The 25,893-nt window shown below is 25.5% G+C and carries 31 protein-coding genes; 18 read left to right on the top strand and 13 right to left on the bottom strand.

Features of this window, described 5'->3' with window-relative positions:
- Positions 1–7: 7 nt before the first annotated feature.
- The 3 genes from MJ2HA_RS02660 to MJ2HA_RS02650 form a co-directional block, all read right to left on the bottom strand.
- A complete protein-coding gene (locus MJ2HA_RS02660; RefSeq protein ID WP_258393005.1) occupies positions 8–757 on the bottom strand; it encodes an exodeoxyribonuclease III in 750 nt (249 codons plus the stop codon).
- Between the two features lie 71 nt (positions 758–828).
- Positions 829–1,587, bottom strand: a complete 759-nt coding sequence (locus MJ2HA_RS02655; RefSeq protein WP_258393004.1) for a TatD family hydrolase — start codon at positions 1,585–1,587, stop codon at positions 829–831.
- Between the two features lie 11 nt (positions 1,588–1,598).
- Entirely contained in the window at positions 1,599–2,261 is a 663-nt protein-coding gene (locus MJ2HA_RS02650; protein ID WP_258393003.1) for a HemK2/MTQ2 family protein methyltransferase, read from the bottom strand.
- 37 nt (positions 2,262–2,298) lie between these two features.
- Between MJ2HA_RS02650 and MJ2HA_RS02645 the strand changes: the two genes are divergently transcribed.
- The 5 genes from MJ2HA_RS02645 to MJ2HA_RS02625 all read left to right on the top strand — a co-directional run bounded on the left by MJ2HA_RS02645 (position 2,299) and on the right by MJ2HA_RS02625 (position 5,683).
- Positions 2,299–3,258: a replication factor C small subunit gene (locus MJ2HA_RS02645; protein ID WP_258393002.1), complete on the top strand. Its 960-nt coding sequence runs from the start codon at positions 2,299–2,301 to the stop codon at positions 3,256–3,258.
- An 80-nt stretch (positions 3,259–3,338) separates the two neighbouring features.
- On the top strand, positions 3,339–3,587 hold the full coding sequence (locus tag MJ2HA_RS02640) for a hypothetical protein (RefSeq protein WP_258393001.1): 249 nt from the start codon (positions 3,339–3,341) through the stop codon (positions 3,585–3,587).
- Between the two features lie 3 nt (positions 3,588–3,590).
- Entirely contained in the window at positions 3,591–4,001 is a 411-nt protein-coding gene (locus MJ2HA_RS02635) for a hypothetical protein (RefSeq protein WP_258393000.1), read from the top strand.
- A 24-nt stretch (positions 4,002–4,025) separates the two neighbouring features.
- Positions 4,026–5,252, top strand: a complete 1,227-nt coding sequence (locus tag MJ2HA_RS02630; RefSeq protein ID WP_258392999.1) for a replication factor C large subunit — start codon at positions 4,026–4,028, stop codon at positions 5,250–5,252.
- The gene (locus tag MJ2HA_RS02625; protein WP_258392998.1) at positions 5,249–5,683 is read left to right on the top strand and encodes a hypothetical protein; all 435 of its coding nucleotides are present in this window, start codon (positions 5,249–5,251) and stop codon (positions 5,681–5,683) included. The genes MJ2HA_RS02630 and MJ2HA_RS02625 overlap by 4 nt, the downstream gene beginning before the upstream one ends.
- Here the strand turns inward: MJ2HA_RS02625 and MJ2HA_RS02620 are convergent.
- Positions 5,678–7,330 (bottom strand): hypothetical protein, encoded by a 1,653-nt coding sequence (locus MJ2HA_RS02620; protein WP_258392997.1) that lies wholly within the window; start codon positions 7,328–7,330, stop codon positions 5,678–5,680. The two genes, MJ2HA_RS02625 and MJ2HA_RS02620, sit on opposite strands and share 6 nt — an antisense overlap.
- A 63-nt stretch (positions 7,331–7,393) precedes the next feature.
- On the opposite strand from MJ2HA_RS02620, the gene rplD reads away from it, so the two are divergent.
- The 10 genes from rplD to radB are packed head-to-tail and all read left to right on the top strand — an operon-like array spanning position 7,394 to position 14,733.
- Positions 7,394–8,221, top strand: a complete 828-nt coding sequence (gene rplD / locus MJ2HA_RS02615) for a 50S ribosomal protein L4 (protein WP_258392996.1) — start codon at positions 7,394–7,396, stop codon at positions 8,219–8,221.
- A gap of 8 nt (positions 8,222–8,229) precedes the next feature.
- Positions 8,230–8,490 (top strand): 50S ribosomal protein L23, encoded by a 261-nt coding sequence (locus MJ2HA_RS02610; protein WP_258392995.1) that lies wholly within the window; start codon positions 8,230–8,232, stop codon positions 8,488–8,490.
- Between the two features lies 1 nt (position 8,491).
- Positions 8,492–9,226, top strand: a complete 735-nt coding sequence (gene rpl2p / locus MJ2HA_RS02605) for a 50S ribosomal protein L2 (RefSeq protein ID WP_258392994.1) — start codon at positions 8,492–8,494, stop codon at positions 9,224–9,226.
- A gap of 4 nt (positions 9,227–9,230) precedes the next feature.
- Positions 9,231–9,854, top strand: a complete 624-nt coding sequence (rpsB, locus tag MJ2HA_RS02600) for a 30S ribosomal protein S2 (RefSeq protein WP_258392993.1) — start codon at positions 9,231–9,233, stop codon at positions 9,852–9,854.
- Between the two features lie 31 nt (positions 9,855–9,885).
- Positions 9,886–10,230, top strand: a complete 345-nt coding sequence (locus MJ2HA_RS02595; protein ID WP_258392992.1) for a hypothetical protein — start codon at positions 9,886–9,888, stop codon at positions 10,228–10,230.
- Complete coding sequence (locus MJ2HA_RS02590; protein ID WP_258392991.1) at positions 10,230–10,982, top strand: DUF63 family protein; 753 nt, start codon at positions 10,230–10,232, stop codon at positions 10,980–10,982. Before MJ2HA_RS02595 ends, MJ2HA_RS02590 begins: the two co-directional genes overlap by 1 nt.
- The gene (locus tag MJ2HA_RS02585) at positions 10,979–11,668 is read left to right on the top strand and encodes an RIO1 family regulatory kinase/ATPase domain-containing protein (RefSeq protein ID WP_258392990.1); all 690 of its coding nucleotides are present in this window, start codon (positions 10,979–10,981) and stop codon (positions 11,666–11,668) included. The genes MJ2HA_RS02590 and MJ2HA_RS02585 overlap by 4 nt, the downstream gene beginning before the upstream one ends.
- A gap of 22 nt (positions 11,669–11,690) precedes the next feature.
- Entirely contained in the window at positions 11,691–12,776 is a 1,086-nt protein-coding gene (prf1, locus tag MJ2HA_RS02580) for a peptide chain release factor aRF-1 (RefSeq protein WP_258392989.1), read from the top strand.
- Positions 12,776–14,047 carry a CCA tRNA nucleotidyltransferase gene (gene cca / locus MJ2HA_RS02575; RefSeq protein ID WP_258392988.1) on the top strand — a complete coding sequence of 424 codons (1,272 nt, stop codon included), beginning with the start codon at positions 12,776–12,778 and terminating at the stop codon, positions 14,045–14,047. The genes prf1 and cca overlap by 1 nt, the downstream gene beginning before the upstream one ends.
- Positions 14,044–14,733 carry a DNA repair and recombination protein RadB gene (radB, locus tag MJ2HA_RS02570; protein WP_258392987.1) on the top strand — a complete coding sequence of 230 codons (690 nt, stop codon included), beginning with the start codon at positions 14,044–14,046 and terminating at the stop codon, positions 14,731–14,733. Before cca ends, radB begins: the two co-directional genes overlap by 4 nt.
- A 145-nt stretch (positions 14,734–14,878) precedes the next feature.
- On the opposite strand, the gene MJ2HA_RS02565 is transcribed toward radB, so the two are convergent.
- From MJ2HA_RS02565 to MJ2HA_RS02535, 7 genes are all read right to left on the bottom strand, one after another.
- On the bottom strand, positions 14,879–15,283 hold the full coding sequence (locus MJ2HA_RS02565) for an HIT family protein (protein WP_258392986.1): 405 nt from the start codon (positions 15,281–15,283) through the stop codon (positions 14,879–14,881).
- 29 nt (positions 15,284–15,312) lie between these two features.
- A complete protein-coding gene (locus MJ2HA_RS02560; RefSeq protein ID WP_258392985.1) occupies positions 15,313–16,458 on the bottom strand; it encodes a hypothetical protein in 1,146 nt (381 codons plus the stop codon).
- 30 nt (positions 16,459–16,488) lie between these two features.
- Entirely contained in the window at positions 16,489–16,992 is a 504-nt protein-coding gene (locus MJ2HA_RS02555; RefSeq protein WP_258392984.1) for a hypothetical protein, read from the bottom strand.
- Positions 16,993–17,127: 135 nt separating this feature from the next.
- Positions 17,128–17,850, bottom strand: a complete 723-nt coding sequence (locus MJ2HA_RS02550; protein WP_258392983.1) for a TatD family hydrolase — start codon at positions 17,848–17,850, stop codon at positions 17,128–17,130.
- Positions 17,847–18,221 carry a hypothetical protein gene (locus MJ2HA_RS02545; protein WP_258392982.1) on the bottom strand — a complete coding sequence of 125 codons (375 nt, stop codon included), beginning with the start codon at positions 18,219–18,221 and terminating at the stop codon, positions 17,847–17,849. The genes MJ2HA_RS02550 and MJ2HA_RS02545 overlap by 4 nt, the downstream gene beginning before the upstream one ends.
- A 31-nt stretch (positions 18,222–18,252) precedes the next feature.
- On the bottom strand, positions 18,253–18,903 hold the full coding sequence (locus MJ2HA_RS02540) for a hypothetical protein (protein WP_258392981.1): 651 nt from the start codon (positions 18,901–18,903) through the stop codon (positions 18,253–18,255).
- A gap of 57 nt (positions 18,904–18,960) precedes the next feature.
- On the bottom strand, positions 18,961–19,326 hold the full coding sequence (locus tag MJ2HA_RS02535) for a hypothetical protein (RefSeq protein WP_258392980.1): 366 nt from the start codon (positions 19,324–19,326) through the stop codon (positions 18,961–18,963).
- Positions 19,327–19,364: 38 nt separating this feature from the next.
- On the opposite strand from MJ2HA_RS02535, the gene MJ2HA_RS02530 reads away from it, so the two are divergent.
- Together MJ2HA_RS02530 and MJ2HA_RS02525 are read left to right on the top strand one after the other, a co-directional pair.
- Complete coding sequence (locus tag MJ2HA_RS02530) at positions 19,365–21,608, top strand: ATPase, T2SS/T4P/T4SS family (protein ID WP_258392979.1); 2,244 nt, start codon at positions 19,365–19,367, stop codon at positions 21,606–21,608.
- Positions 21,584–23,590, top strand: coding sequence for a hypothetical protein (locus MJ2HA_RS02525; protein ID WP_258392978.1), 2,007 nt, complete (start codon positions 21,584–21,586; stop codon positions 23,588–23,590). The genes MJ2HA_RS02530 and MJ2HA_RS02525 overlap by 25 nt, the downstream gene beginning before the upstream one ends.
- Here the strand turns inward: MJ2HA_RS02525 and MJ2HA_RS02520 are convergent.
- Positions 23,567–24,244 (bottom strand): diphthamide synthesis protein, encoded by a 678-nt coding sequence (locus MJ2HA_RS02520; RefSeq protein ID WP_258392977.1) that lies wholly within the window; start codon positions 24,242–24,244, stop codon positions 23,567–23,569. The two genes, MJ2HA_RS02525 and MJ2HA_RS02520, sit on opposite strands and share 24 nt — an antisense overlap.
- Before the next feature lie 36 nt (positions 24,245–24,280).
- Here MJ2HA_RS02520 and MJ2HA_RS02515 point away from each other — a divergent pair, with 36 nt between their 5' ends.
- Positions 24,281–25,423 carry an Nre C-terminal domain-containing protein gene (locus MJ2HA_RS02515; RefSeq protein WP_258392976.1) on the top strand — a complete coding sequence of 381 codons (1,143 nt, stop codon included), beginning with the start codon at positions 24,281–24,283 and terminating at the stop codon, positions 25,421–25,423.
- Here MJ2HA_RS02515 and MJ2HA_RS02510 read toward each other — a convergent pair whose 3' ends face one another.
- The gene (locus tag MJ2HA_RS02510) at positions 25,424–25,885 is read right to left on the bottom strand and encodes a DUF1947 domain-containing protein (protein WP_258392975.1); all 462 of its coding nucleotides are present in this window, start codon (positions 25,883–25,885) and stop codon (positions 25,424–25,426) included.
- Between the last annotated feature and the right edge of the window lie 8 nt (positions 25,886–25,893).

Here is a 25,893-nt window from a genome sequence, read left to right as displayed (position 1 = left end):
GAAATCCTTATATTTTTATTTCTATCATTACTGGTAAATGGTCAGAACCAGATATATCATATAATATATCTGCATCTTCTACTTTATCTTTAATATTTTTGCTTACAAGACAATAGTCTATTCGCCATCCCATATTGTTTTCTCTAGCTTTTCCTCTATATGAGAACCAAGAATATTTTATTATATCCCCTTTTTTATATCTGAATGTATCTACAAAGCCTAATGATAAAAAATGATCGAACCATGCTCTTTCTTCGTCAGTGAATCCCGCATACCTCCTGAATCTATCTGGCGCATATATATCTATTTCTTTATGTGCTACATTAAAGTCTCCGCATATTATTGATGGTTTATTTAGTGATAATACGAATTCTTCAAATTTTTTGTTAAATTCTAGTTTATAATCCAATCTTTTTAATGTATCTTGTCCAGAATTCGGGAAATATACATTTATTAAAAACAATTTTTCAGTTTCGATAGTCAATACCCTACCTTCAGAGTCAAATTTCTTATCTCCTATTCCATATATTATATTTTTTGGTTTTTCTTTTGTTAATGTCATTACCCCGCTATATCCTCTTTCTTCCGCTGGAAAAGAATAAATATTATAACCTAAAAATTGAAAGCTTATCGGTATCTCATTGCTTTTTATTTCTTGAAACATGTATATATCTGAATTTAGGTTTTTTATTATGTCTATAATACCTTTTTTTATCATGGCTTTTAAGCCATTAATATTCCAGGAAATGATTTTCATAATTTATAATAAAAAATAATTAATATAAAATTTCAGTTTCCGGGTTCTACATCATCTCTATCAGTTTTATTTTATTCATCATATATATCATATAGTTTAATAAAATTATTATAAATCGTATCTTCTACCTCCTTTTCATCCATATTTTTAATTTCAGATATTTTTTTTATACTATAAACTACCTTCCAAGAATTATTAACTAATTTTCTTTTTTCTATAGGATCTAGATATGGAGCATCTGTTTCTGTGGTTATTAGTTCTATTGGTGCTTCTTTTAGAATTTTCTGAAAACCTTCATCTCTATATACTATTGCCGGTATAGATAAATAACAGCCCAAGTCTATTGCTTTATTTACCAAAGAAGGTTTCCAAAAGCTATGTAATACTTTTTTTGTATTATAACTAGATAACATTTCTAGTACGTCGCTTTCTGCCCTTCTAGCATGTATTATTATGGGTTTTTTGATTTTTTCAGATATTTCTAAAAATCTTTCAAAATATATCTTTTGTTTTTTGACTAATTCTTCATTTATCTCATGAGCATAATCCAATCCAACTTCACCTATTGCAACAAATTTTTTATCTTTATTGTTTTCTATAAAATTAAGTATCTTTTCTATTTGATCTTCTTCCATATTTTCTATTATCTCCGGATATAACCCTAAAGCATAATAAATAATATCGTATCTCTTTGATTCTTCTATTACTTGATTAATACTACCTATATCTGTTGCATTTTCTATGATATACTTAACATTTTTTTCTATATTCTCTTCAATTTTTTTATTATCATTATAAATAAATATATGTGCATGGTCATCAACTATCATAAAAATATATCTTAGAATTTTCTTTTTAAAAATATAAGATATAGATCCTCAAAAAATATATGTATATTATCTATAATTTTATAATTGAAGAATCTTTGATAGCTATTTAATATAGTACTTGGGTTGTTTATTGAAGACATGATTATTAATATTTCTCCAAACTTATTTAGCTTATTTATAGATTGATATAGGAATCTATTTATAGTTTCATATCCATTTCTCCCCCCAGATACCCACCTCCTAACTTCCATTTCCTCATTCTCCACTTCTGGTAGGTATGGTGGATTAAAGAATATTAGATCATATTTATCATTTATATTAGAAAATAAGTCAGATACAATAAAATTTACTGGAAATTTTATATTATCAATATTATTATATAAGTATTCTATATCAATATTCTGGTTAATATAATTTATATAAAAATTTATTTTCGATATCTTAATACAATCTTTTGATACATCTGCAAAGCTTATATTTTTTGAATATTTATATGCTTCTAGACCCTGTATACCAGAACCACAGCCCATATCTAGTATTTTTTTATTTAATGAAAATTCTTTTATATGATTATTTAACAAGAAAGAATCTTCCTTTGGAGGGTAGCATTCTATATCTTTTATCTTGTAATAAATCTTAATATTATTATATGTAATATATTCATAATCGCCCATATAATTTATTTATTAATCTTTAATTTAAATTATTATTATGTCATATGAAATCTGGACTGAAAAATATAGACCAAAAAAGTTGGATGATATAAAAGGACAAGAAGATATTATAAAACATCTAAAGGCTTTTGTATCGAATAAGAATATGCCTCATTTGTTGTTTTCTGGACCTGCAGGTGTGGGAAAAACTACTGCTGCACTTGCGATCGCTAATGAATTGTATGGAGATCATTGGGAGCAGAATGTTTTGATATTAAATGCATCAGATGATAGAGGCATAGATATTATTAGAGAGAAGGTTAAAGAATTTGCTAGAACGAAGTCGATTGGCGATGTACCATTTAAAATAATATTCTTAGATGAGGCTGATGCAATGACTAGAGATGCTCAACAAGCTTTAAGAAGGATAATGGAAGAATATGCGGGTAATACCAGATTTATATTATCTTGTAATTATTCGTCAAAAATTATAGAACCAATACAGTCAAGAACTGTTGTATTCAGATTTAAAGAATTATCAAAAGAATCTGTATTTGATATACTAAAAAGTATAGCAGATAAAGAACAATTAAATATATCTGAAGATTCTTTAGAAGCTATATATTACATTTCTGAAGGTGATATGAGAAAATCAATAAATATATTACAAGCTGCTGCTTTATATTCTAAAGATATTACGCCAGATCTTATATATGATGTTTCTTCTGTGGCGAAGCCAAAAGAAATTCAAGAAATATTGAATTTAGCTTATAACGGAGAGTTTAATAATGCTCGGGGTAAATTACTAGATTTAATGTTAAAATATGGATTGGCAGGTGAGGATATTATAAAATTTATATCTAAAGAAGTAAACTCTATGAAAATATCCGAGAAGGAAAAATTAGAAATAATATACTACATAGGGGAAGTTGAATATAGATTATTAGAGGGTTCAGATCCTTTGGTACAACTTGATTCTTTATTAGCTTATTTAGGACTAAAAGGTATAAAAGAGTAGATATATATTTTTGATTATCATTTTTGATTTTAGATAATAGCGAGCAATCATTTATATTTTATAATATATTATAATTTTCTATGTCATATGATATAGAATATGAGTTTCAAGTTCCGATAAATGTCGTGAAAGATATTGTAGATAATTATAATTCCTCATTGAGCTTTGAAGAGGTTTTGAATAATAGGGATCTATTGAAACGTTTATTATTAAATTATATAGTAAATAAATATATATATGAACTTGAAGGAGTGGATATAGAAAAGGCTTATAACAATATGGTTGTTGAAGAAAAGAAAAAATTTTTTTATGTTAAAATTATAATATAAATCATGGATATAAATAAAATACCAAAAACAATAATGCTAAGTGCTATAGCAGTTTTTGTTATATTAGTTCTATTTATTATTTATTATTATTATGTTTTGTCTTATATACCACCATATTTAAAATATATGTCTCCAAATTGTCAGTATGCAGATAATCAATCTGTAGTTATAGTTACTGCTAAATCTAATTTATATAATGTAACTGTATATAATTTTCTAAATACTTCTTCATGCTCCATTGGTAATATATTATCTGGATCTATGGGCGGATGTCAATTAAATAACTCTCCAATAGATTCAGAATCTCTAGTTAGGATATTATATTCTGTAAACCAAGAACAATATCAGGTAATAATATCTTGTAAACAAATAAATCAAAATTCTATAGTATCCTACCTAAACCATTTAATTTAAAATTTTCTAATATAATATTTATTTATGGATGTTCCATGGATTAAAAGATATTCACCTAAGCATATTAATGAAATAATAAATCAATCCGAAGCTATTGGTAAGATTAAAGATTTTATAGAAAATTATAGTAATTCTAATAAAAGGGCTTTATTATTATATGGACCTCCGGGTGTAGGAAAAACGTCTTCAGTTTATGCAATAGCGAATGATTTAAATTACGAGGTTATAGAGCTGAATGCATCAGATGAAAGAAATGCGGGAATAATTTATAAGAGATTATCTGAAAGTGTGAAAGGAAAACCTTTTCTTAAAAAAGGAAGGATAATATTAATAGATGAAATCGATGGGATTTCTGGCTTTCAGGATAAAGGCGGTATATTAGCTATATTAAAGATATGTAAAGAATCTATTTGGCCAGTAATATTTACTGCAAATGACGCTTGGGATCAAAGATTAAGAAGTATTAGAGAGATATCAGAATTAGTTGAATTTAAAAAACTATCAAATACTGAAATAATAAGAGGACTAAGGAGAATAATTGCATCTGAAAAAATAAATATTGATGAAAATGCTTTGAAGCTGTTAGTAGAAAGATCACAGGGCGACTTAAGAAGTGCTATAAATGATTTACAGACTTTATCATCTATGAATAAAAAGATAAGTTCTGAGGATATAGAAGCGCTAGGTTATCGAGAAAGAGAAACAAATATATTTAGAGCACTGGGTCAGATGTTTAAGGCAAGTACAATATTTTCTGCTACCATGCCATTTGTAGATCTAGATATGGATCCAAAAGATATAGAGCCATGGATAGAAGAAAATATACCAAATGAATATGATAATATAAAAGATATATATAATGCCTATGATTGGTTATCTATTGGTACTCTATTCTATAATAGGATATTTGAGCGACAATATTGGGAATTATTGAAATATGCAACTACAATAATGTATGCAGGCGTTGCTTTAGCAAAAGAAAAGAGATATAATAAATTTACTAGATATAGGATGCCAAATTATATAAGGAAACTATCCCAAAATAAAGAGATTAGATCAAAGATTTTAGAACTTTCTAAAAATTTAAAGAAGAAGGTCCATAGTTCTAACAAAAGGATAAGAGACATTTATATAAATACATTAATTAATTTATTAGAAAAAGATCCGGAAATTGGTGAAGAATACGCTAAGAAATTAGGATTTGAAGATTCTGAAATAAGCTATATAAAACAATCGATAAAAAAGTTATGAAAGAAGTATCAAAGAAATATATGGAAGAGATAATAAGAAAGATAGAAAATTTCTATGGTGTAAATATAGATAAAAGTTTTATAAAAAATAGCAGATTTTTTATGACAAAAGATAAGATATATATGTTCAACAAGAATTATCCGGATTTTTTAGATCAGAAATATTTGAGTAGATATGGGCTATATATAATAAAAATTGAGAAGAATAATATAAGATTTAGTATAGAAGGTGCTCAATTATTCGGTATAGATTCTAAAAGATTAATAAATGTAGATAAGAATATGATCTTTAAGAAAGAATATGACATTAAAATCGATAAAGAAGATGGATTTTATATAGCAAAAGATGGCAATGATATATTATGTAGTATATATATAAAAGATAGAGAATTAAGAGATTTTATACCAAAAGAAAGAAAAATATCCTTATGATTTTATTATACTAAGTCCTGATAATACATGTGTAAAGAAGTAAAATACTCCGATATCTAGTAGAGCAGCAATCCATACCAATATAGTTATATCTAAGAATATCCCTAATTTTGATCCACCTTGTATATTTTTCAATGCTAAAGCTAATGCTATAGCCTGAAAAAATAATAATATGGATATATAGTTATTTAAAAATGATAATGGCAAATTAAATGAGAAGAAATTAATACCAATTTCAGATACGGTACTTGATCCCAATGCAGTAGATATACCTTGGAACATATTTTCCATTGAATATATTATTTGTGCTATAATAAATAAAATTGCAGCGAACGCAATATATGTGCCATATATTATACCTCTTAAATTAGATACAAATTGTGATTTTCTATTTCTCAATTCTATAATCTTTATTAGAATGTCATATAACATATTACCAGCTTTTTTTGTATCTCCATTATATTCCAATACTTTTTCGAATACCCTTATTATCTTTTCTGCTAATCTGCTTCCTAGTTCTGTAATAAAATATCTCCAAGATTCTTCATAATTTTTTGTTATTGTAATCCTTCTTCTTAATTTTTCTATATCCTCGTTTAGTAGACTATAATCATGTACAATTACGTCATCTAATATTTTTACCTGATTATTTCCAAATATTTCTGAATATTCAATTATACTACTAAAGAATGCTGGAAAATGATTTTCTTTTACTTTTAATATTCTCTCAAGATTTATCATCTTATAACTTATATATGTCAATGGAGCTATACCAATAGATATTGCTTCTAGTAGAGGTAGCTTTTCAACAAAAAATAATGATAATGCTAGTACATATGACAATAATACAAGAATATAGAATAATTTTTTTGTATCTTCATACTCCTTTGGTTTTTCTTTAGCTTTTGCCCATAGATCGTCATCGGGTATATAATATTTAGATAGGTAATATATCATTATATTTATTATAAAAAATATTATTCCAAAATCTAATAATAAGATATATATATTGTAAGATATTAGAAATGGTATAAACAATACTAATGAAAAGGCAAAACTCAGTGAGGATAGTAGAGATAAAATGAATTCTTGTAATAATCTAATGTTTTCTAATCCCTTTTTATACTCTGTATCGTATAGTGACATAGCATTTTCATATTCTTTGTATAGAAAATCTGATAAATCCTGTCCTATATCTATAGATGTTGCAAATCTTTCTAGAAAACTTTTGAAATTGCTTTTAGGAACATATGATAATATATATCTAATTGCTTCTGGAATTGTATAATTATATTTTTTTACTAAATCTAGTACTCTTTTCATATAGCTATTAATCTCTTTGAAATCTTTCTCTTCTTGAATAGATATATCTAGTAAGTTCTTTATATTGTATGTTGAGAAAGATAGAGAATATATATAAGATATATAATATAATAAATCTCTATCTATAGAATTTTTTATTTTATAATACTTTAATATTATCGTTTCTAATGAAAAGGATACGGCAAATAAATATAGAACATTATAATAAATCTTTAGCTCTGGATATAACTTACCTATAACTATTATAAGTCCTATAGATATTATGAAGATAATTGAAATTTCTAGTAAACTTCTCCTTAGTATATCTTTAATTACATCATACATAATAATATTAGGATTCTAAATTATTATAAAGATTTAAATATCTTTAGTATAAAAAATATAGCCATGGATAAAAATGTATCCATTTATGATAAAGAAGGGAATAAAATAAAAGATATTGAATTACCTACCCACTTTAGTTTTAAGGTAAGAGAAGATATTGTATGGAAGGCTTTTAGGGTCTATATGTTTAATTCTAGGCAACCATATGGTACATTCAAGGAAGCGGGTTTGCAATCTTCTGCATGGACATATAAAAGGAGGCATAGGTATAGATCCTCATATGGTAGAGGTATATCTAGAGATCCAAGAGCTGTTATAGCGAGGGTTGGAGGAGGTTTTATATGGGTTGCCAGAGTTGTTCCTCATGCAGTAAAAGGAAGGAGAGCACATCCGCCTAAGGCAGAGAAAGATTGGTCTAGAAAAATAAATAAGAAGGAAAAAATAATTGCAATATTATCTGCAATATCAGGGTCTGCAGATCCTTACTTTTTATCTAATAGATATACAAGATCCTTTGAATATTTAAAAGATTCTATAAACCGGTATGGTTTACCATTAATTATATCTAATTTGGAGGAATTAAATAGAGCGAAGGATTATAGAACCCTACTAGAAAAATTTAATTTATTTTCTTTTGTAAATTATATAAAGTTAAATAAAAAACAGAGAGCTGGAAAAGGAAAGTTAAGGGGAAGAAGAGTAAAAAAGAACAGAGGAATACTGTTCGTTTTATCTTCAGGTGCGAATGTTCCATCTATATCTATGGATGGTGTAGAAATTGTTTCAATAGATAATATTAATGTAGATAAATTAGCACCTGGAGGCAAGGTTGGTAGATATATAGTATGGAGTGAAAAGGCTATAGAAGATTTAAGAAAGTTGTATATATAGTATAAAAGATGGATATTAATAATATTATCTTGTATGCGGAACTAACCGAAAAAGATTTGAATATTTTAGATAAGCATAATAAAGTTGTATTTATAGTCAATAGAAATGCTAGAAAGAAAGAAATAAAGGATAGTGTAGAAAAATTATTTAATGTAAAAGTTGAAAAAGTAAATACTCTTATAGATTCAAATGGTAATAAAAAAGCATATATTAAATTAAAGAAGGATTATAAGGCACAAGATATATTGTCTAGATTAGGATTAATGTAAGATGGGAGGTAATACTATTCCACAGCAGAGGAGAGGAAAAGGAAAAAAGGTATATATAACTCCAGATTTTTATTTTGCAGGTAAGTTCTCCTTAAGGCCTCTAGATGATAAAGAAAAGATTGATAAGATAAAGGGTAGAGTAGTAGATTTAATAAAGGATAAAGGCCATTATTCTCCTATAGCAAAAATAAAATTTGAAGATGGAACATCAATCCTGGTGCCTGCTGTTGAAAATATATATATAGGTAAAGAGATATATGCTGGTGTAAATGCACCGGTAGAAAATGGAAATATATTACCATTGAAGTTCATTCCAGATGGATCTTTAATATCGATGGTAGAACTAGTTCCTGGAGATGGAGGGAGAGTCGCAAGAACATCTGGCACATCATGTTTACTAGTTCAAAAAACGGATAAATATGCTATAATAAGATTACCATCCGGAAAAAATAAAAATGTTAATTTATTATCAAGGGCAATTATAGGGACTGTTGCAGGTTCTAATAGAACAGATAAGCCCTTTGTTAGAGCTGGTAATAAATATTATTTTAAGAAAGCACATCATAAGATATGGCCCATTAATAAACCTACAGCGAGAAATGTTGCAGATCATCCACTAGGTGGTAAACATAAGAGAAATAAAGGTGGTATGACACCATTACCAAAATATGGATATCCAATTAAGTATGGCAAATATGGTTCTAAGAGAACCGGAAGGAGAAAAGGTAATTTATAATAAGATGGCAGATCAAAATATTTGGCTTGTTAATTTAGAAGATTATATAAAGGCAGGTGTTCATATAGGAACCAGAATAAAGAATAAAGATACAAAAAAATTTGTAGCTAGAGTAAGATCGGATGGATTGGCAATAATAGATGTGATGAAAATAGATGAAAGATTAAGATATGTATCGAAATTATTATCAAAATATGAGCCCTATGAAATATTAGTAGTCGGAAGAAGAGAAACGGCTAGAAAACCATTACAGATGTTAAACAAATATACTGGTATAAATGTATATCCTAAAAGATACCCACCGGGATTATTAACAAACCCCGCATTAGATATATTTAAAGATGTAGATATAGTAATAATTACAGATCCGATATTAGATAGAAATGCTTTGATAGATGCATATAGAACTGGAAAGACGACTATCGCTTTTATAGATACAAATAATTCATTAAAATATATAGATCTGGCAATACCAGCAAATAATAGAGGATCCAGGTCTTTAGCTTTATTATATTATATAATAACTAGAGAATATCTATCCAGTAGGGGTATACTTGTTAAGAAGAAAGATTTTCCGCTAGATTATGAAGAGTTTATGGAAATAGAATATAATGAAGAAGAAGAATAAATTTATATATTAATAAGTTTTTTAATTATATATGGTCTTAGACTTCTTGAAGAGAAACAAAAATCAAGATGATATGGATGATATGCAGGCTGGATATGATTTTCCACCACAGCAGAATTTTCCAGGTAATATGATGAATAATGGTTTTATGAATAGTCAACCCATTCCACCACAGCAGAATTTTCCACAATTTGACTCCGGGCAGATTAATCCGCAATCATTTATGCCAAATTTACCACCACAAATGCAGAATGATATAACAGGTGTAGTTCAATCACTAAATGCGAAGTTGGATACTATATCATCAAAATTGGATAATATTATAATGCTCCTAAACAATATGCTACAATATTACCAGTATATGTTTAGGCGTTAATGGATTTAGGAAGTTTTTTTTATATATATTTTATATATCCAGTAGTAGATTTTCAATATAGATATAATATATATAATACTACAGCCTATGGGTTATTGTTCTTTATAATATTTTATATATTTTATAAATTCTTTATAGAGAAAGGTAAAATAAAAATAGATAAAGATCTTGTTATATCTATAGTACTTCTCACTATTGCTTTTATGATACCTAGAGTGGATATGGATCTATTATATATCCCAAGAACATATTTGTTACTTACTCCTATATTAGAATTTTGGATGATATTAGCATTTTTACCTTACCTATTTATAAAAAATAAAAAATACTATATATATCTTCTTATAATTATTATATTAATAGAGATACCGATATTTATTTTAAAAGATCCAATAAATGTAGTTCCATTGCTATTTTTATCTTTTTTAATGCCATTTTTATTCTATTTTTCTAATAATGAGAATTTTTTTATTTTATCGATATATGGTGAAATATATGAATCTATATTCTCAATACTATCAGTGTTTCTTTTTAATTTAAAGTCCGAACATCCATTATTAAATTTAATTGTATATAATATGAATAATCCTCTGCTATTTTATTCATTAAAATTATTATTAACTATCATAACTGCATTTTATATAAGATATTTTGTTAAGGATATAAAATTGAAAAATACTTTATACATCATGTTATTTTATTTAGGGTTCCTGCCTGGCATTAGGGCAAGTTTGCTAGATCTAATATTATGAAATATAAAGAAATCTGGAAAACTTATGGAAAGGTATTTGATAATAATACTTTTAATTACTTAAATGATTTATATAACGATAAATATATAAAAGAAGATTTAGTATTAATATCGGAGGGGAAAGAAGCAGTAGTATTCAGATCTGGAAAGGTTGCGCTGAAAATATATAAAATAATGTCAAGAAGCTATAAAGAACAGGTAAAATATATAAAGTTAGATCCTAGAATAAGAAGATATCCAAGATCTTTAATTGGTCTATCTTATTTATGGGTTAAAAAAGAATATATGAATCTAAGGAGAATGTATATGAATTTAGTCAAGGTACCGATACCATATACATATAAAGGAAATATCTTAGTAATGGAGTATATAGGATATGATGGTGTAATATCTTTACATAATTATTATAAAAATATAACAGATAAAAGTAATTTCTTTTATGCAATTCTAGATGAATATAAAAAGATTTATAATAAAGCAAAATTGGTACATGGGGATTTTTCAGAGTACAATATTATCATATATAATGATATACCTTATATAATCGATGTTTCTCAGTCTATACCAGTTAATTCTCCATCTGCTTGTATATTATTGGAAAGAGATATTAAAAATATACATAATATATCTAGAAAATTGTCTATAAATATAAATTATGATGATATTAAAAAATATATTGGTATTTAAAGATATTGTTAGATAGAGATATATGGATGTTAAGGAGCTGGAACTTCAGATGCTAATTGAAGAATTGGAAAGCTATGAAGGTAGGGCAACAGAATTAGTATCTTACTATGTCCCTGCCGGTTATGAATTATCTAAAGTTATAGAACATTTAGGATACGAATATTCTACTGCCCAAAATATTAAGGATAAAAACACTAGGCAACATGTTATGGATGCTATTGCAAAAATATTAAACTACTTAAAGGGTTTAAAAAATACTCCAGAAAATGGACTGGTTGTATTTTGTGGTAATATATCTAATGTTCCTGGAAAGGTAGATTTAAGATTATGGGCTATGGAACCTCCAGATAAATTAAGTTTAAGGATCTATAGATGTGATTCTAAGTTCTTGTTAGATCCATTAAAAGAAATGATAAAACCAAAACAAATATATGGTCTGATTGTGTTGGATAGAGGAGAAGCTACTATAGGTACATTAAAAGGAAGCAGATTAATTGTATTAGAAAATAAGGAATCATGGGTTCCAAGTAAAATGAGGGCAGGTGGGCAGTCTTCCGTTCGATTTCAGAGACTGATAGAGCAAGATGTACATTTATGGCTAAAATATCTAGCGGATGAGATGCGAAATTTCTTTGATAAAGATATGGATAAGTTGGCTGGAATAATTGTTGGTGGACCAGGTTTATTAAAGGAAAGATTTGTAAATGAGGATTATTTACCATATCAATTAAAACAAAAGGTTCTGGGAGTGTATGATACCGCATATTCAAATGAATATGGATTAAAAGAATTATTGGAAAAAGCGAAGGATGTTTTACAAAAGACAGAATATACAAAAGAGGTCCAATTAGCAAATCTATTTTTTGAGCACCTAGGAAAAAATACAGGTTTAGTTGTTTATGGTCTTGATGATGTTAAAAAAGCCTTAGAATTAGGAGCTATAGATACTATAATAATATCTGAAGATTATAAGGATAAATTAAAGGAACTATTAGATCTAATCCAGCAAACAAACGCAAAAATAGAGATAATATCTAAAAACCATCCAGAAGGCGAACAATTTGCAAATTTTAAGATTGGCGCAATACTTAGATTTAAGATATCTTAATGGATTTAAATAAAATATTAAATAATATAAAACCAACAGAAGAAGATAAAAAGAGAGTATACAATATAATAAATAAATTTTTCAATATATTAAAATCCAATGATTTAGAACCAATTTTAGGTGGTTCCTTTGCTAAAGATACATGGATAAAAACAGATTTTGATATAGATACCTTTATATTATTTGAAAACGAAGAAAATATGAAAAAATTGGAGAATATATTAAAAAAAGAAAATTTTAATTATGAGAAGATAAAGGGTTCAAGAGATTATTTTAGAGTTTTATATGAAGGATATATATTTGAACTTGTACCTATATTGAAGATAAAAAATATAGAAGATGCAAAAAATACAACAGATCTATCTCCTTTTCATGTTATATATGTGTTAGATAAAATAAAAAATACAGATATGAATGATCAGATAAGGTTAATGAAATTATTTATGAAAAATATAGGTGTATATGGGGCTGAGTCATATATTAGGGGTTTTTCTGGATATGCTACAGAAATAATTACTATATATTACAAGTCTTTTTTAAATTCTATTCAAAATATAGATAGGTGGTTTCCAAAAGTAGTTATAGATATAGAAAATTATTATAGAAATATAGATGAAATAAAGAAAAATTTAACTAAAGATAAGCTAAAATCACCTGTAATTATTATAGATCCAACGAATAAATATAGAAATATTGGTGCTTCGATTTCCATACAAAAATTTTCTGAACTAATCTTTTATTCCAGATTATTTTTAAATTCAGATAATAAAGAAGAGTTTTTTAATAAAAAATTTATAAAAGATTATAAAGATATAGAGAATTTAACTAATAAGTACAATCTTAATTTTTTATATATAAATATTGAAGGGAACTCTAATAATAAAGATATAAAATTTAGTAAATCTTTGTCTTTATTTCTATATATAAAAAAATTAATATCAGATTTCGGAATAAAAATATTTAATTACTATTATAATTTTGATAGAGATACATTTAATGGCTATATACTGTACTATAATAATAAACTACCTGAGTATGAAATAAAAATGGGACCTCTTGTATGGGAAAGAAATTTCTTTGAAAAATTCTATAATAAACATAAAAATGAAGAGCTAATAATTAGAAATGGTAAAATATGTTCTATTACAAAAAGAGAATTAAATGATATAGATGATATAATTAAGTATATATTAACCAAATATAAAAATAAAATTAAACAAAAATCAAGTAAAATATATATAAAGGTAAATAATAAAGAATTTATATTATGACTGTTATATCAACTGGTGTTTATCCTATTGATAAATTATTAAATGGCGGAATAGAAAAAGATATAATTACGTCATTCTATGGCCCTGCAGCTTCTGGAAAAACAAATATCGCTATAATATCCTCTTATAATATATCAAGAACAGGGAAGAAAGTGATTTATATAGATACTGAGGGTGGCTTTTCTTTTGAAAGACTAAAACAAATATCTAAAGAGGATTTTGATAATGTGATGAAAAATATTCTAATATATAAACCGGTTAGCTTCTTAGAACAACGAAAATCAATATTCTTAGCCTATGATTATATAAAAAATAATAGCAATAGTATTGGATTATTAGTTATAGACTCTATATCTATGCTATATAGGTTAGAAAAAGGTGATGAAGATGTAAATGAAGTAAATACTGAGCTCGCAAGGCAGTTGCAGGTCTTTTCTGAAATAAATAGAAAATATAATATACCAGTAATTGTAACCAATCAAGTATATTCTTTATTAGATCAGAGAGATAAAATCGGAATTGTTGGCGGTGATTTAATAAAATATTGGTCTAAATGTTTAATAGAATTAAAAGTCTATGAAAATGGTGTAAGAGAAGCGATTTTAAAAAGGCATAGATATCTTCCAGAAGGATTATCTATTAAATTTAAGATAATTAATGATGGTATAATAGAATATAAAGAATAAAATAGGAAATTCTTATAAATTCTAGAATTTTTTTTATTTTAATATTAAATCTTAATAAAACCGGTTTAGTCCTTTGTTCTTATATCCTATGGAAGAATTTTAGTATTTTCAAAACTCGAAAAGAGGTATATTTAGATTTAATACTTTAACTAATAAATTTTTTTACAATTTCTTTTGCTTCTTTTTCAGTTAATTTATTTGAGTTTAAAGTAAATAATTTTTTATATCCATCATCTTCATATTGTGGTATTATATGTATATGAGCATGGAATATCGCTTGTCCAGCTTTTTTACCATTATTTGCAATAATATTATAATCTTTTGATATTCTATCTTCAAATAATCTTAAAAATTTATTAAAGCCCCCATAAAAGTTTCTTATATATTCATTATCCATCTCTGATAATCTTTCAAAATGTTTTTTAGGTATAAATAATGAGTGCCCTTTATTTGAAGGATTTATATCTAGAAATGCTATTGAATATGCATCTTCATATAAAATATATGCAGGAATCTCTTTATTTACTATTTTACAGAATATACAATCCATAATATAGAAATTTTAGAAAAATATTTATATTATTTGATATTATCTAGAACCTCTTTTATATCCTTGCTATCTGCTATATATTTAAATTTATTGAAAACCTTAGAATATATAATCTTTTTATCTTGCGTATTTAGAGTTTTTATATATTCGAAAATCTCTTCTCTTAGTTTATTTATATCTCTCTTATATAAATCTTCTTTTTCTATTATCTCTCTTATATCTTTCTTATCTTTAATATATTTGTAATATATTATTGGAACTGCATTTTTTGTTATTATTTTTTCTTTTATGTAATTTTTTATATCATATATGAAATTTAGATCAAAATCTTCTATTTTTTCTTTATATAAATTTTCAGCATCTCCCACCATCTGAAAAAATAAATAATATATAGTAGAAGGGTCAAGGTCTTTCGATAAAATTATTATATCATATATATATTCATTCCATATTATATTCTCTATTTGATTTTGATTGAATCCAATCTCCCTCAAAATATTTTTTATAAATTCAGGATCTATAGAGTTTAATATATCTTTATTTTCCTTTAATAATTTAAAGTATAGATCTTTATCCATTTTTTTAATTTTATATATTTCATATTTATCTTTTATATCTCCATATCTTATACTATATTCTATAATTTCATAATCTCCTTTATCTTCTATTCTTTTATCTATAAATATATACGGATGATCTGTTTCTGGGTACATTCTTTCGGATCCTGGTTGAGGTCTTAAAAATGCAGTCGTTCCATCTTCATTTGCTTGTCTTGTATCTTTTGGTACATCCTTTATTAATTGATTTATCCTATCAATTATAAGATAAAATACTTTTTTAGCCGTTTCATAATCCTTTGATAATAATATTATATAAGCGTCATCTTCATTACAATTCAGAGTCTTTTTAACATATTCTACTTCTTTATTAGATATACCGTAATTTGGGAGTTCGTCAGAATGTAATATTCCCTTCAGATCAAATTTTTTTGCTATATCTGCTAGATCAGTACCAATCCTTCTATTTGGCATAATCTCAAATCCAATTAATCCTTTTAATTTATCTAACTTTATTGCATAGGATCTATAGCCATTTTGTATATTATTATTTATTAATTTAGATTCAGAATCCTTAAATATTTCAGTTATATCATATATCCTTGTTTTGAATATCATTTATCATTTATATATAAAATCATTAAAAAATTATCTCTTTCCCCTAGCCTTTGATACTCTTTTTTCTGGTATATAATTCTTCTTTAATAATAGTATATTGTTTTCAATATTCTCTAACTCTATTATTCTGAAGTTCTCTTTTTCTTTTAATATAGTACCGCATTCTCTACATTTAAAATCATTCTCATAGGACTCCTCAAATGTGTATCCTAAATTGCAATTTTCACAATAATATATCGTTTTCGGGGTATCTTCTATCTCTTTCTTTATCTTATCAAGTTCTTTGTTAAATATCAAATTAAAGAACTCTTTCTTATTTGGAACTCTATTACCCCATCTAAAATCAAATTTTCCATTATTGTTTATTATATTTAGCGGATATATTACTCCATTTTCTTCTAGTATATATAATAGTTTTCTGATCTCATCTTCTCTTATCTTTAATTCTCTTCTAACCTCTTTTTCAGTAAATTCTTTCTTATCCGATATATACTCAAGTACCTTTCTAAAGTCTTCATTTAGCAAGTATGTCATAGGATATATAAGGTTTGTCAGTATTTATAAGCATTATTGATTAACATTATGTTAAAACAATTTGTTGTAATATTAAGTTATCATATACATTAAACTTTATAAATTAATCCTAAGTTAAAATAGTTTAACGCCTCGTTAATATATTAAATTTAAAAAATTTTTGGTTATTTGTTTAGATAAATTTTTAATATTTATATTCTTTATTCTAGAAATTTCTTCGTATAGTCTATTTATTAGAGAAGGATCTAATATAATCCCTTTATAATTATAGGGAGAATCCGATTCTGTAATCATATTTTTTATATTTGTTAATTCTATATACTTATTATATTTGTTATTTATTATAGTAGCTATATTAATTCCTATATAGTATCCCTTATCTACTATCTCTTCTAATAATTTTTCAGATCCACTATACCAATGAAAATATGCTTTTTTAATGTCGTATTTTAATAATAAATTAAATACATCTTCTTGTGCATCTGGGCTATGTAAATTAACTCCTAAATCATGATCTTTTGCTAATTTTAGTTGATATTCAAATATTTCTAGTTGTTTATTATATGTTTCCATTTTAAATTTTTTATCTAAGCCAATTTCTCCAATAATATTTATACTCTTCTCATTTATTATACCTTCCAATATCTTTATAGCATTATTATCGATGTTCTCTATATTCCAAGGATGTATACCTACTGCAGGTATTATATTTTCATATAAATTGGATAAGGTAATATTTTTTAATGAAGATTCTATATCATCTGAGACCGATAATATTATTATATCGTCTTTTAATATTCTTTTAATTTCAGTATTATTTAATCTATATATATGAGCATGACAGTCTATTAATTTCATGTTAAATTTAGATTTTTATTATTATAATAGATGCTAACAATTGAACAATTATTATCTAGTATAACATAGTTATTATATCCACAAAGTGATTGATAGTTGTTAGATACTTGACATCCCCATCCATTAATATTCCAATATGATGAAAGAACAGACTGATTGGATATCAGGCATTCATTATTTAAATTATTTATTGATAGGTTATCCTCTGCATAATAGCATAGAGATTGGCAATAATTTGCTATTTGAGATATTTGATATAATTGATTCTGATTTAAATTTTGACCGTTAGAGATTGGAATTGCATAAAACACTAAGAATCCAATTATAAATAATATACCTATAGCTATTCCTATAATCTTTGTTTTATTCATTAAAGATCTTTAAAAAATAATATTAAAAGTTTTATGGTTTTTTCATATAATCCCTCAGGGATTTTAGTTCATCAATAGTATCTTTTAATTCTTTTGTGGATTCTGATATGGCCGGTATCATTGTTCTTATTAATCTATGTAAAGCCTGTATTTCTGTAGATGTTTCTTGCATAGATTTATCGTATTCTTCTAGTTTTTTATTTGCCATATTATTTATATTGTCTATCTTACTGTCTATTTTATCAACCTCTTCTTGTAATCTATTTATTAAATAATCTACTTTCTCTTTCCAGACCTTTATTTCATTTAATTCATTTTTAACATCAGATAACTTGTTTTCTATAATATTCTCTACAGTAGTATTTACATAATCTTCTATTTTTGTATCAGAACTTATCTTAGTATCTAGCTGATTTTGAGTTTGTTGGAATTGTAATGGTTGTTGCATAGGTAATTGCATATTATTCTGAGGAAAATTATTCATAGGATTATTATTAAAATTTAATGGTTGTTGCATAGGTAATTGCATATTATTCTGAAAAGGCTGTTGTTGACCGAATAGAGAAGTCTGATCCTGAGAATTTGAAAAATCTTGGAATAAATTATTCATATCCTGATTGTTTTGTCCCATATTATTATTATCTTTCTTTTTGCCACCAAATAAACCTAATATACCTCTCATAAATAAACTATAATTATTCAAAAAATATAAATTTTATAATATATATGATAATCAATATTATTTATTATCATTGTTATATAACTCGTCAAAATATTCTCTTAACTTTTTATCTATTATTTTTTCTACTTCTTTTTTTGTCACAAAATCAAATGGGTTTATATAATCCATCATAGATGTTATTGTTTTTAGCTGGTCTGTTGTTGCAAATAAAGAAAGCTGATCTGTTATAGCTTTTAATTTTATTTCTATATTATTTATATCCTCTTTTAGCTCATTTATATCCCTTTTAATATTATTTAAATCTTCTTTTATGTCATTTACTGATAATCTGGTAGTACTGTCTATGGATTCAATTATATTATTAAACATCGATACTCTTTCTTCTAAATATTTTAATCTCTTTGTAATATCTATTTCTTGCATATAAATTTATATTGATATAGAAATATATTAATCTTTAGATGTATAATAATTTAGAATATGATATTAGAAGGGATGGAAAAGAAAGAACTTTATACATAAATGCTAAGAATTATCAAACTGTAGCTACAATAGAAGATGATCAAAATATCATGGAATATGTATTAAATATATTATCTAGCGATCCTCTAATAGATACAATTATAATAGATCAAGATGAATTAATATCATATTATGATAATTCAATAAAGGTTTTAAAAGGATTTCTAGATGTTTATTATTTGATAAAAGACAATATAGCTAATTATTATCAATATTTGTTAAGTAGTAATCCATTATATCAAGAGATCAGAAGAATAATAAATTTATTAGATAAAGAATATCTAAAGGATCCAATTGGTGTTTATGTATATGTTAATAGGTTTAAAAGAAAGTTGTTATCAATTTTAAAAAAGAATCCAGATTTAGAAAAAGATATAAATAATATAATCTCTTTTATAGATAAATTTTTGATCAAGTTTGAATCTTTATATTTTTTTAGATACATAAAGCCTTTTTTGATAGGTTATGAGATAGGAAATAGAGATATATATAAGAGGTTGTTAATGGGTGATATAAAGCCAAAATTTATTGATACAAAATATATGAATAAAATAGAAGATGATTATAATGTATTAGAATCTTATAAAATTGATAAATTTACAGAAGTATTTATATTAAAGAATCCCGAAGAATCTATATTTAGGTATTATATATTTCCAGAGGAGTATAAGATATTTTCGGAAGAAACATTTTTATCCCATAAGGCAATGGATATATTATTACAATATGAACCCAAAAGGGAGGATTATTTAGATACTGATAGATTAAGGGATATATATATTAATACACTAAATAATATATTAAGTAAATTATCATCATTATATAATATAAAACTAGAAAAAGATAGATACGAGATGCTAAAGAATCTAATATTAAGATATACTATTGGTTTTGGGATAGTGGAAAAGATTGTAATAGATCAAAGAATAGAGGATCTGTTCATTAATCCACCATCTGGTATATCTCCCGTATCTCTTCAACATTCTGATTATCAGATGTGCATTACTAATGTTATTCCAACAAGAAAGGAAATAGAATCCTGGGCTACTAAATTAAGATTAATATCTGGGAGACCATTTGATGAGGCAAATCCAGTATTGGATACTGATTTATCTATTGGAAACGAGATATTATTAAGGGTTGCAGCAATATCCCCGCCTTTGTCCCCTACGGGAATATCATATATATTTAGAAGACATAGGGATAAGCCATGGACACTACCCTTATTTATAGATAATAAGATGTTAAATTATTTATCCGCAGGTTTATTATCATTTTTGGTAAATAATGGAAGGACTATATTGATTGCAGGTACTAGAGGGAGTGGGAAAACATCCTTATTAACCGCATTAATGTTAGAGATACCTAGAAAGATTAGGTTAATAACAGTAGAAGATACCTTGGAGATTCCATCTGATTATTTCATAAAGATAGGATATAACATTGTTCCTTTGAAAGTTAAAAGCCCATTTTCATTGAAATCTGCAGAGCTGTCTGCGGATGAGGGTCTGAGAGTATCATTAAGAATGGGTGATAGTGCTATAATTGTTGGAGAAGTTAGATCAAAAGAAGCTCAAACATTATATGAGGCTATGAGGATTGGCGCTACAGCAAATGCAGTTATGGGTACTTTACATGCAGAAAGCCCATATGGTGTTTATGATAGAGTTGTAAATGATCTGGGGGTTCCAAAAACATCCTTTAAGGCTACAGATATAATAGTTATAGTAAATCCAATAAAAGATCCATCTGGCATGAAAAGGTATAGAAGAGTACTGAAGATATCAGAAGTCAGAAAACAATGGGAAAATGATCCATTAAAAGAGAAAGGTTTTGTAGATCTAATGTCCTACGATGCAGAAAAGGACGATTTAGTTCCATCATTAGAGTTATTAAATGGAGATTCAGATATATTAAAGTCTGTTGCATCTAGAGTTACATTTTTATCAAAATCATGGGAAAGGATATGGAATATGATAGAAGCAATAGGTCTATCAAAGAAATTACTAGTTGATATTTCAAAAGAAAAAAATAGAAAAGATATATTAGAAGCAGACTTTGTGGTTAGATATAATGAAGTATTTTATAATTTTGTTTCAAAAAGTTTAGAAGAATATAATGAAATAGTCAAAGAATATATTTTAGATAATATTAAAAAATGGACATATCAGAAACTGAAATAAAAGAGATAAATAATAATAATTTGGAATATTTGATAAAAACATATAAATATACTTATTTCGGTAGTATTATAAAATATTATGAAAGTATTGTAAAATATTTCGGTAGTATTATAAAGGTAAAGCCTGGAAAAAATAAAGAAAAAGAATTTCAAAGAATAAATTCAGAATTATTATTAGATGTTAATATAAATCAAATAGATTCAACTTCAATATTTTTTTTAATAATATTTATCATCGTGGGTATATTTTCAGGTTTACTAATTAATCCACTATATTTTCTTATATTTTTTATTCTAGGAATATTATTTTATGTATTATTAGACTATTATTATATAATATTATATAATGGTTTAAAGGCTAGAAAAAAAGGGCAATTAGTAAGTTTATTACTATTAATATCTGTAAAATTAAGACAAAATCCAAATCTAGAACAAGCTTTGGTATTCTCTATTAGAAATATAAATTTACCATTAAAAATAGATTTATTAAGATTGTTAAGAGATATATATAACAGAAAATATATCTCTGCTTCTGAAGGTATATTAGATTATTCTAGAATGTGGGAGAAAGATGCTAAATTTTTTTATTTAGGAATAATGTTATTAGAAAGTGCACTTTATGATCCTGATAAAGAACATAGGGCATTTCAGATTGATAGAGCTATGGAAGAAGCATTAGAAGAATTATTAAGTGAGTTAAATTTCTTTGCTAGGGATATTAGATCATCAATAAATTTAGTAAGTATGCTAGGGATTACATTACCAGTCATGTTACTTACAATATTTCCTCTGGCTTCGATATTTCTAAGTAATTTAATATCCCCACTAGATCTATTTATATTATTTGATATATTAGTACCATTTTTAGCATTTTATGTATTAAATTATTCTGTATCCTCTAGATTAGTGACCATATTTAACAACGAAAATCTATATAGCCAATATATAAATGAGAGAGATATAAAAAATAAATTAATATCTTTTGGACTTGGTGCAGCATTATTTATATTTTTGTTTTTTATTATTGTTTTGGTAGCATTCAGATATCTGGGTAATTTCGATATTTCTGGAATTGTATTTTCAGAGCTATTCGTACTATTACTCGGGATATCAATATCCTTCGGTTCTTATGTATTCTTTAATAACTTTAGGGATCTATATTTTAATTTAAAGAAGATCGATTCTGACCTCCCAGCTTTCTTATTATCTTTAAGCAATTCATTAAATCAAGGATATCCAATAGAAAAATCTTTATTATATATATATCCAAGATTTAATAAAAGTCCTCTTGGAACTTTTTTATCTAAGCTATATCAAAATCTAAGATCTGGAATGCCATTAAAAGATTCTATATTTGATCCAAAAAAAGGCGTACTAAAAGACTTTCCATCCCAAAATTTAAAAGCCTCTATAGAGATTATATTCGAGTCTAGTAGTGTTTCTCCAGAGGAGGCGGCAGCAGTTACAGCTATTATATCTAAATATTTTTTATTATTAGATAAAGTCAGAGAGAGGATAAAAGATCTTGTAGCAGAGGATTTATCTCAATTAAAATCATTATTAAGGTTTATAGCTCCCGCAATCTTAGGAATTGTTAGTGCAGTTACTATACTGACTATAGAGATTTTATATAGATTATCTTTCCAATTGCAACAAATAGCAAAATTATCTGGTGGAACATCCCAGTACTCCTCTTATATAAATTCTTTACCATCGCTAGTATTAAATTTATTCAATTTAAATGGTCTTATAACCCCACCAATCATTATAATAATAGTAGGATTATTTAATACCTTAATATCTCTAGTAATTATATATGCTATAAACTCTATAGAGGAAAGTGGAGACAAGTTATCTTTATATTATAATTTATATAGGTATTCTTTAGTAAGTAACTTACTGTTTTTCATATTTTCTACATTATCTACAGTATTTATGTATCTATTTATATCATCTATATTAAATGTTAGTACTCTTTTCTAAATTTTTCATAACTATATCTATTGTTAATCCATTCAAATTGTTTCTTATTATATCATCTATTATCCTAGGACAGGCTGAAAATATCCAGAAGTCTATATATGGAAAGTTCAATAATTGTAATATATCTATTGTATCTCCTATAAATAAGTATACATTTTTTCCATCTTTTTCTAATTTTTCCTTTACTTTTAATGTTTCAAGATAATAATATTGTCCTGGTTTAATAGATAATATTATGCCTATATTATTTGAGTTTTTTAATTTTACGAGAAGGTAGTCTATAGACTTTTTGTAATTATAATCTGGTTCATATATATTTATTTCTCCATATATAGGATCATATACTATTGTTCTTTTTACAAGATTTCTTATAATATTCTCTGCATGAAATTTTCCATTTCCTATTAATAATACAGTATCTATTCCTTCTAAATTTGCAGGTTCAGAATAACATCCTAATACATTTATTTCATATAGTTCTGGTTTAATTACTATATTATAATCATTCTTTAAATTATTATATATATACTTTGCATAGTCATTATACTGGGTTATTGATACTAGTATAAATTTTTTTGGTAAATGTTTCTTTAATTCTTCTAGATTTTTTATTTCTTTCAATTTAAATTTTGTAGGAATATTTATCACATCCATAGATATTTAAACTTTATACAAATAATTTAAAAGATAATGATAGATAATATTTCTGCTAAAAGATTGGCAGAGAAATATAAAAAATTATATGGAAAATCTATATATCTGAAGAGGGAAATATATGGATTTACTCCTCCATCAAATTTGATTAGTTCTATAAATTATCCTAAATTATCATTAGGTATATTGACATCTCAAAATGATAATATAAATTATTATGATAATCCTATATATTGGGCGAAAAATAATATACCAGTTGATGAAATAATAAAAAATAGAGTTGGATTAGTGAATGCAAAGAAAATTGTGGATTCCAATTTACCTAGAAAAGATGAAAGATTATATAATGATATATTAGATGCGATGCTGTCTATAAAATCAATAAATATAGAATTATATCTGAAGAAAATATATGAGAATGATAATATATCTAAGATAGTTGGTTTTTATGGATTTAATGGAATATTTGATAAAATTATATTGAATGAAAATCCCAGGATACCTAAAGAAGTGTATAGAATCAATGATATCAAATCCGAAGAATCTGTATACTATCTATATAAAGAAGGAATGTCTGATTATTATATATCTAGATTATTTTCTATAGGTTTTTTTGGTTATAGAATAAATAGAAAATTAGTTCCAAGTAGGTGGTCTATAACTGCAGTTCATAACATTTTAGAAAAAAAATTAAGGAAAGAATTAGAGGATATAAAGGTTATAGATAAATATTATTTATTTTATTATTCTTTATATGGTAATGATTTTTATGGAATTCTTATTCCAGGTAAAGGGGATGTAGAACTGATAGAGGTTTTAATACCAGGTTCTATATATAATCTATATAGTAAATACTCTATCATAGGAAGGGATGATAAATCTGGTGGTTATTCTTCTTTAAGATTATCTTTTGCGGAGTTTATGAAGAATTATAGATTAAAAGGAAGTTTAATAGTTTTTAGATTTGTTACTAAAGAATATAGTGTTCCATTGGGTGTTTGGGTCGTTAGAGAAGGAACAAAATACATGTTAAATAATATTATAGAGAAATTTGATAACTATAATGATCTAGTGGAATATTTAAATAATAGATTAAATAAAAAGTATAATATATCTTATTTTAAAATTAAAAAGTATAGTAATATACTAAAACAAAATTTATTGTACTTTATAAAATAATTATAGTCTTTTAATGTATCTAAATATATTATCTCCGTAATAGTGTATATTTTCTGCTACTTTTCCTTTTTTCATATCATTTAACTCATTATAATCATATAATGCTTCACCTATTGCTAAAATTTTTTGGTCCTCTGATGCAATAATTACTATATCTCCTTTTTTGAATTCTGAAAATTCTACAATGCCAGGTCTGAATACATCAGCGCCATTTAATATACTATCCTTTGCTCCATTATTAACTATTATATAATTTAGGTCATTGTCATATTTTGTTATTAATAATAGTGTAGGATATACCTTGTCTTTTTTTATAAATGCAATTGGTGTATCTTTATAATAATATATTTTATTTTCATCCATAAATATTTGTTCATTTTTTGTTTCTTCGCATTTTATTTTATATTTATTTATTAAAATATCAAATAGTTCCTTTTTTGTTTTATTGTCTAGTGCTCTCATAGAATATA

Origin of the sequence: Nanobdella aerobiophila (assembly GCF_023169545.1) — an archaeon.
In the GTDB taxonomy this organism is placed as follows: Archaea; Nanobdellota; Nanobdellia; order Nanobdellales; family Nanobdellaceae; genus Nanobdella; species Nanobdella aerobiophila.
Note: the sequence above shows the minus strand (reverse complement) of the source record. Positions and strands in the feature narration are given on the sequence as shown.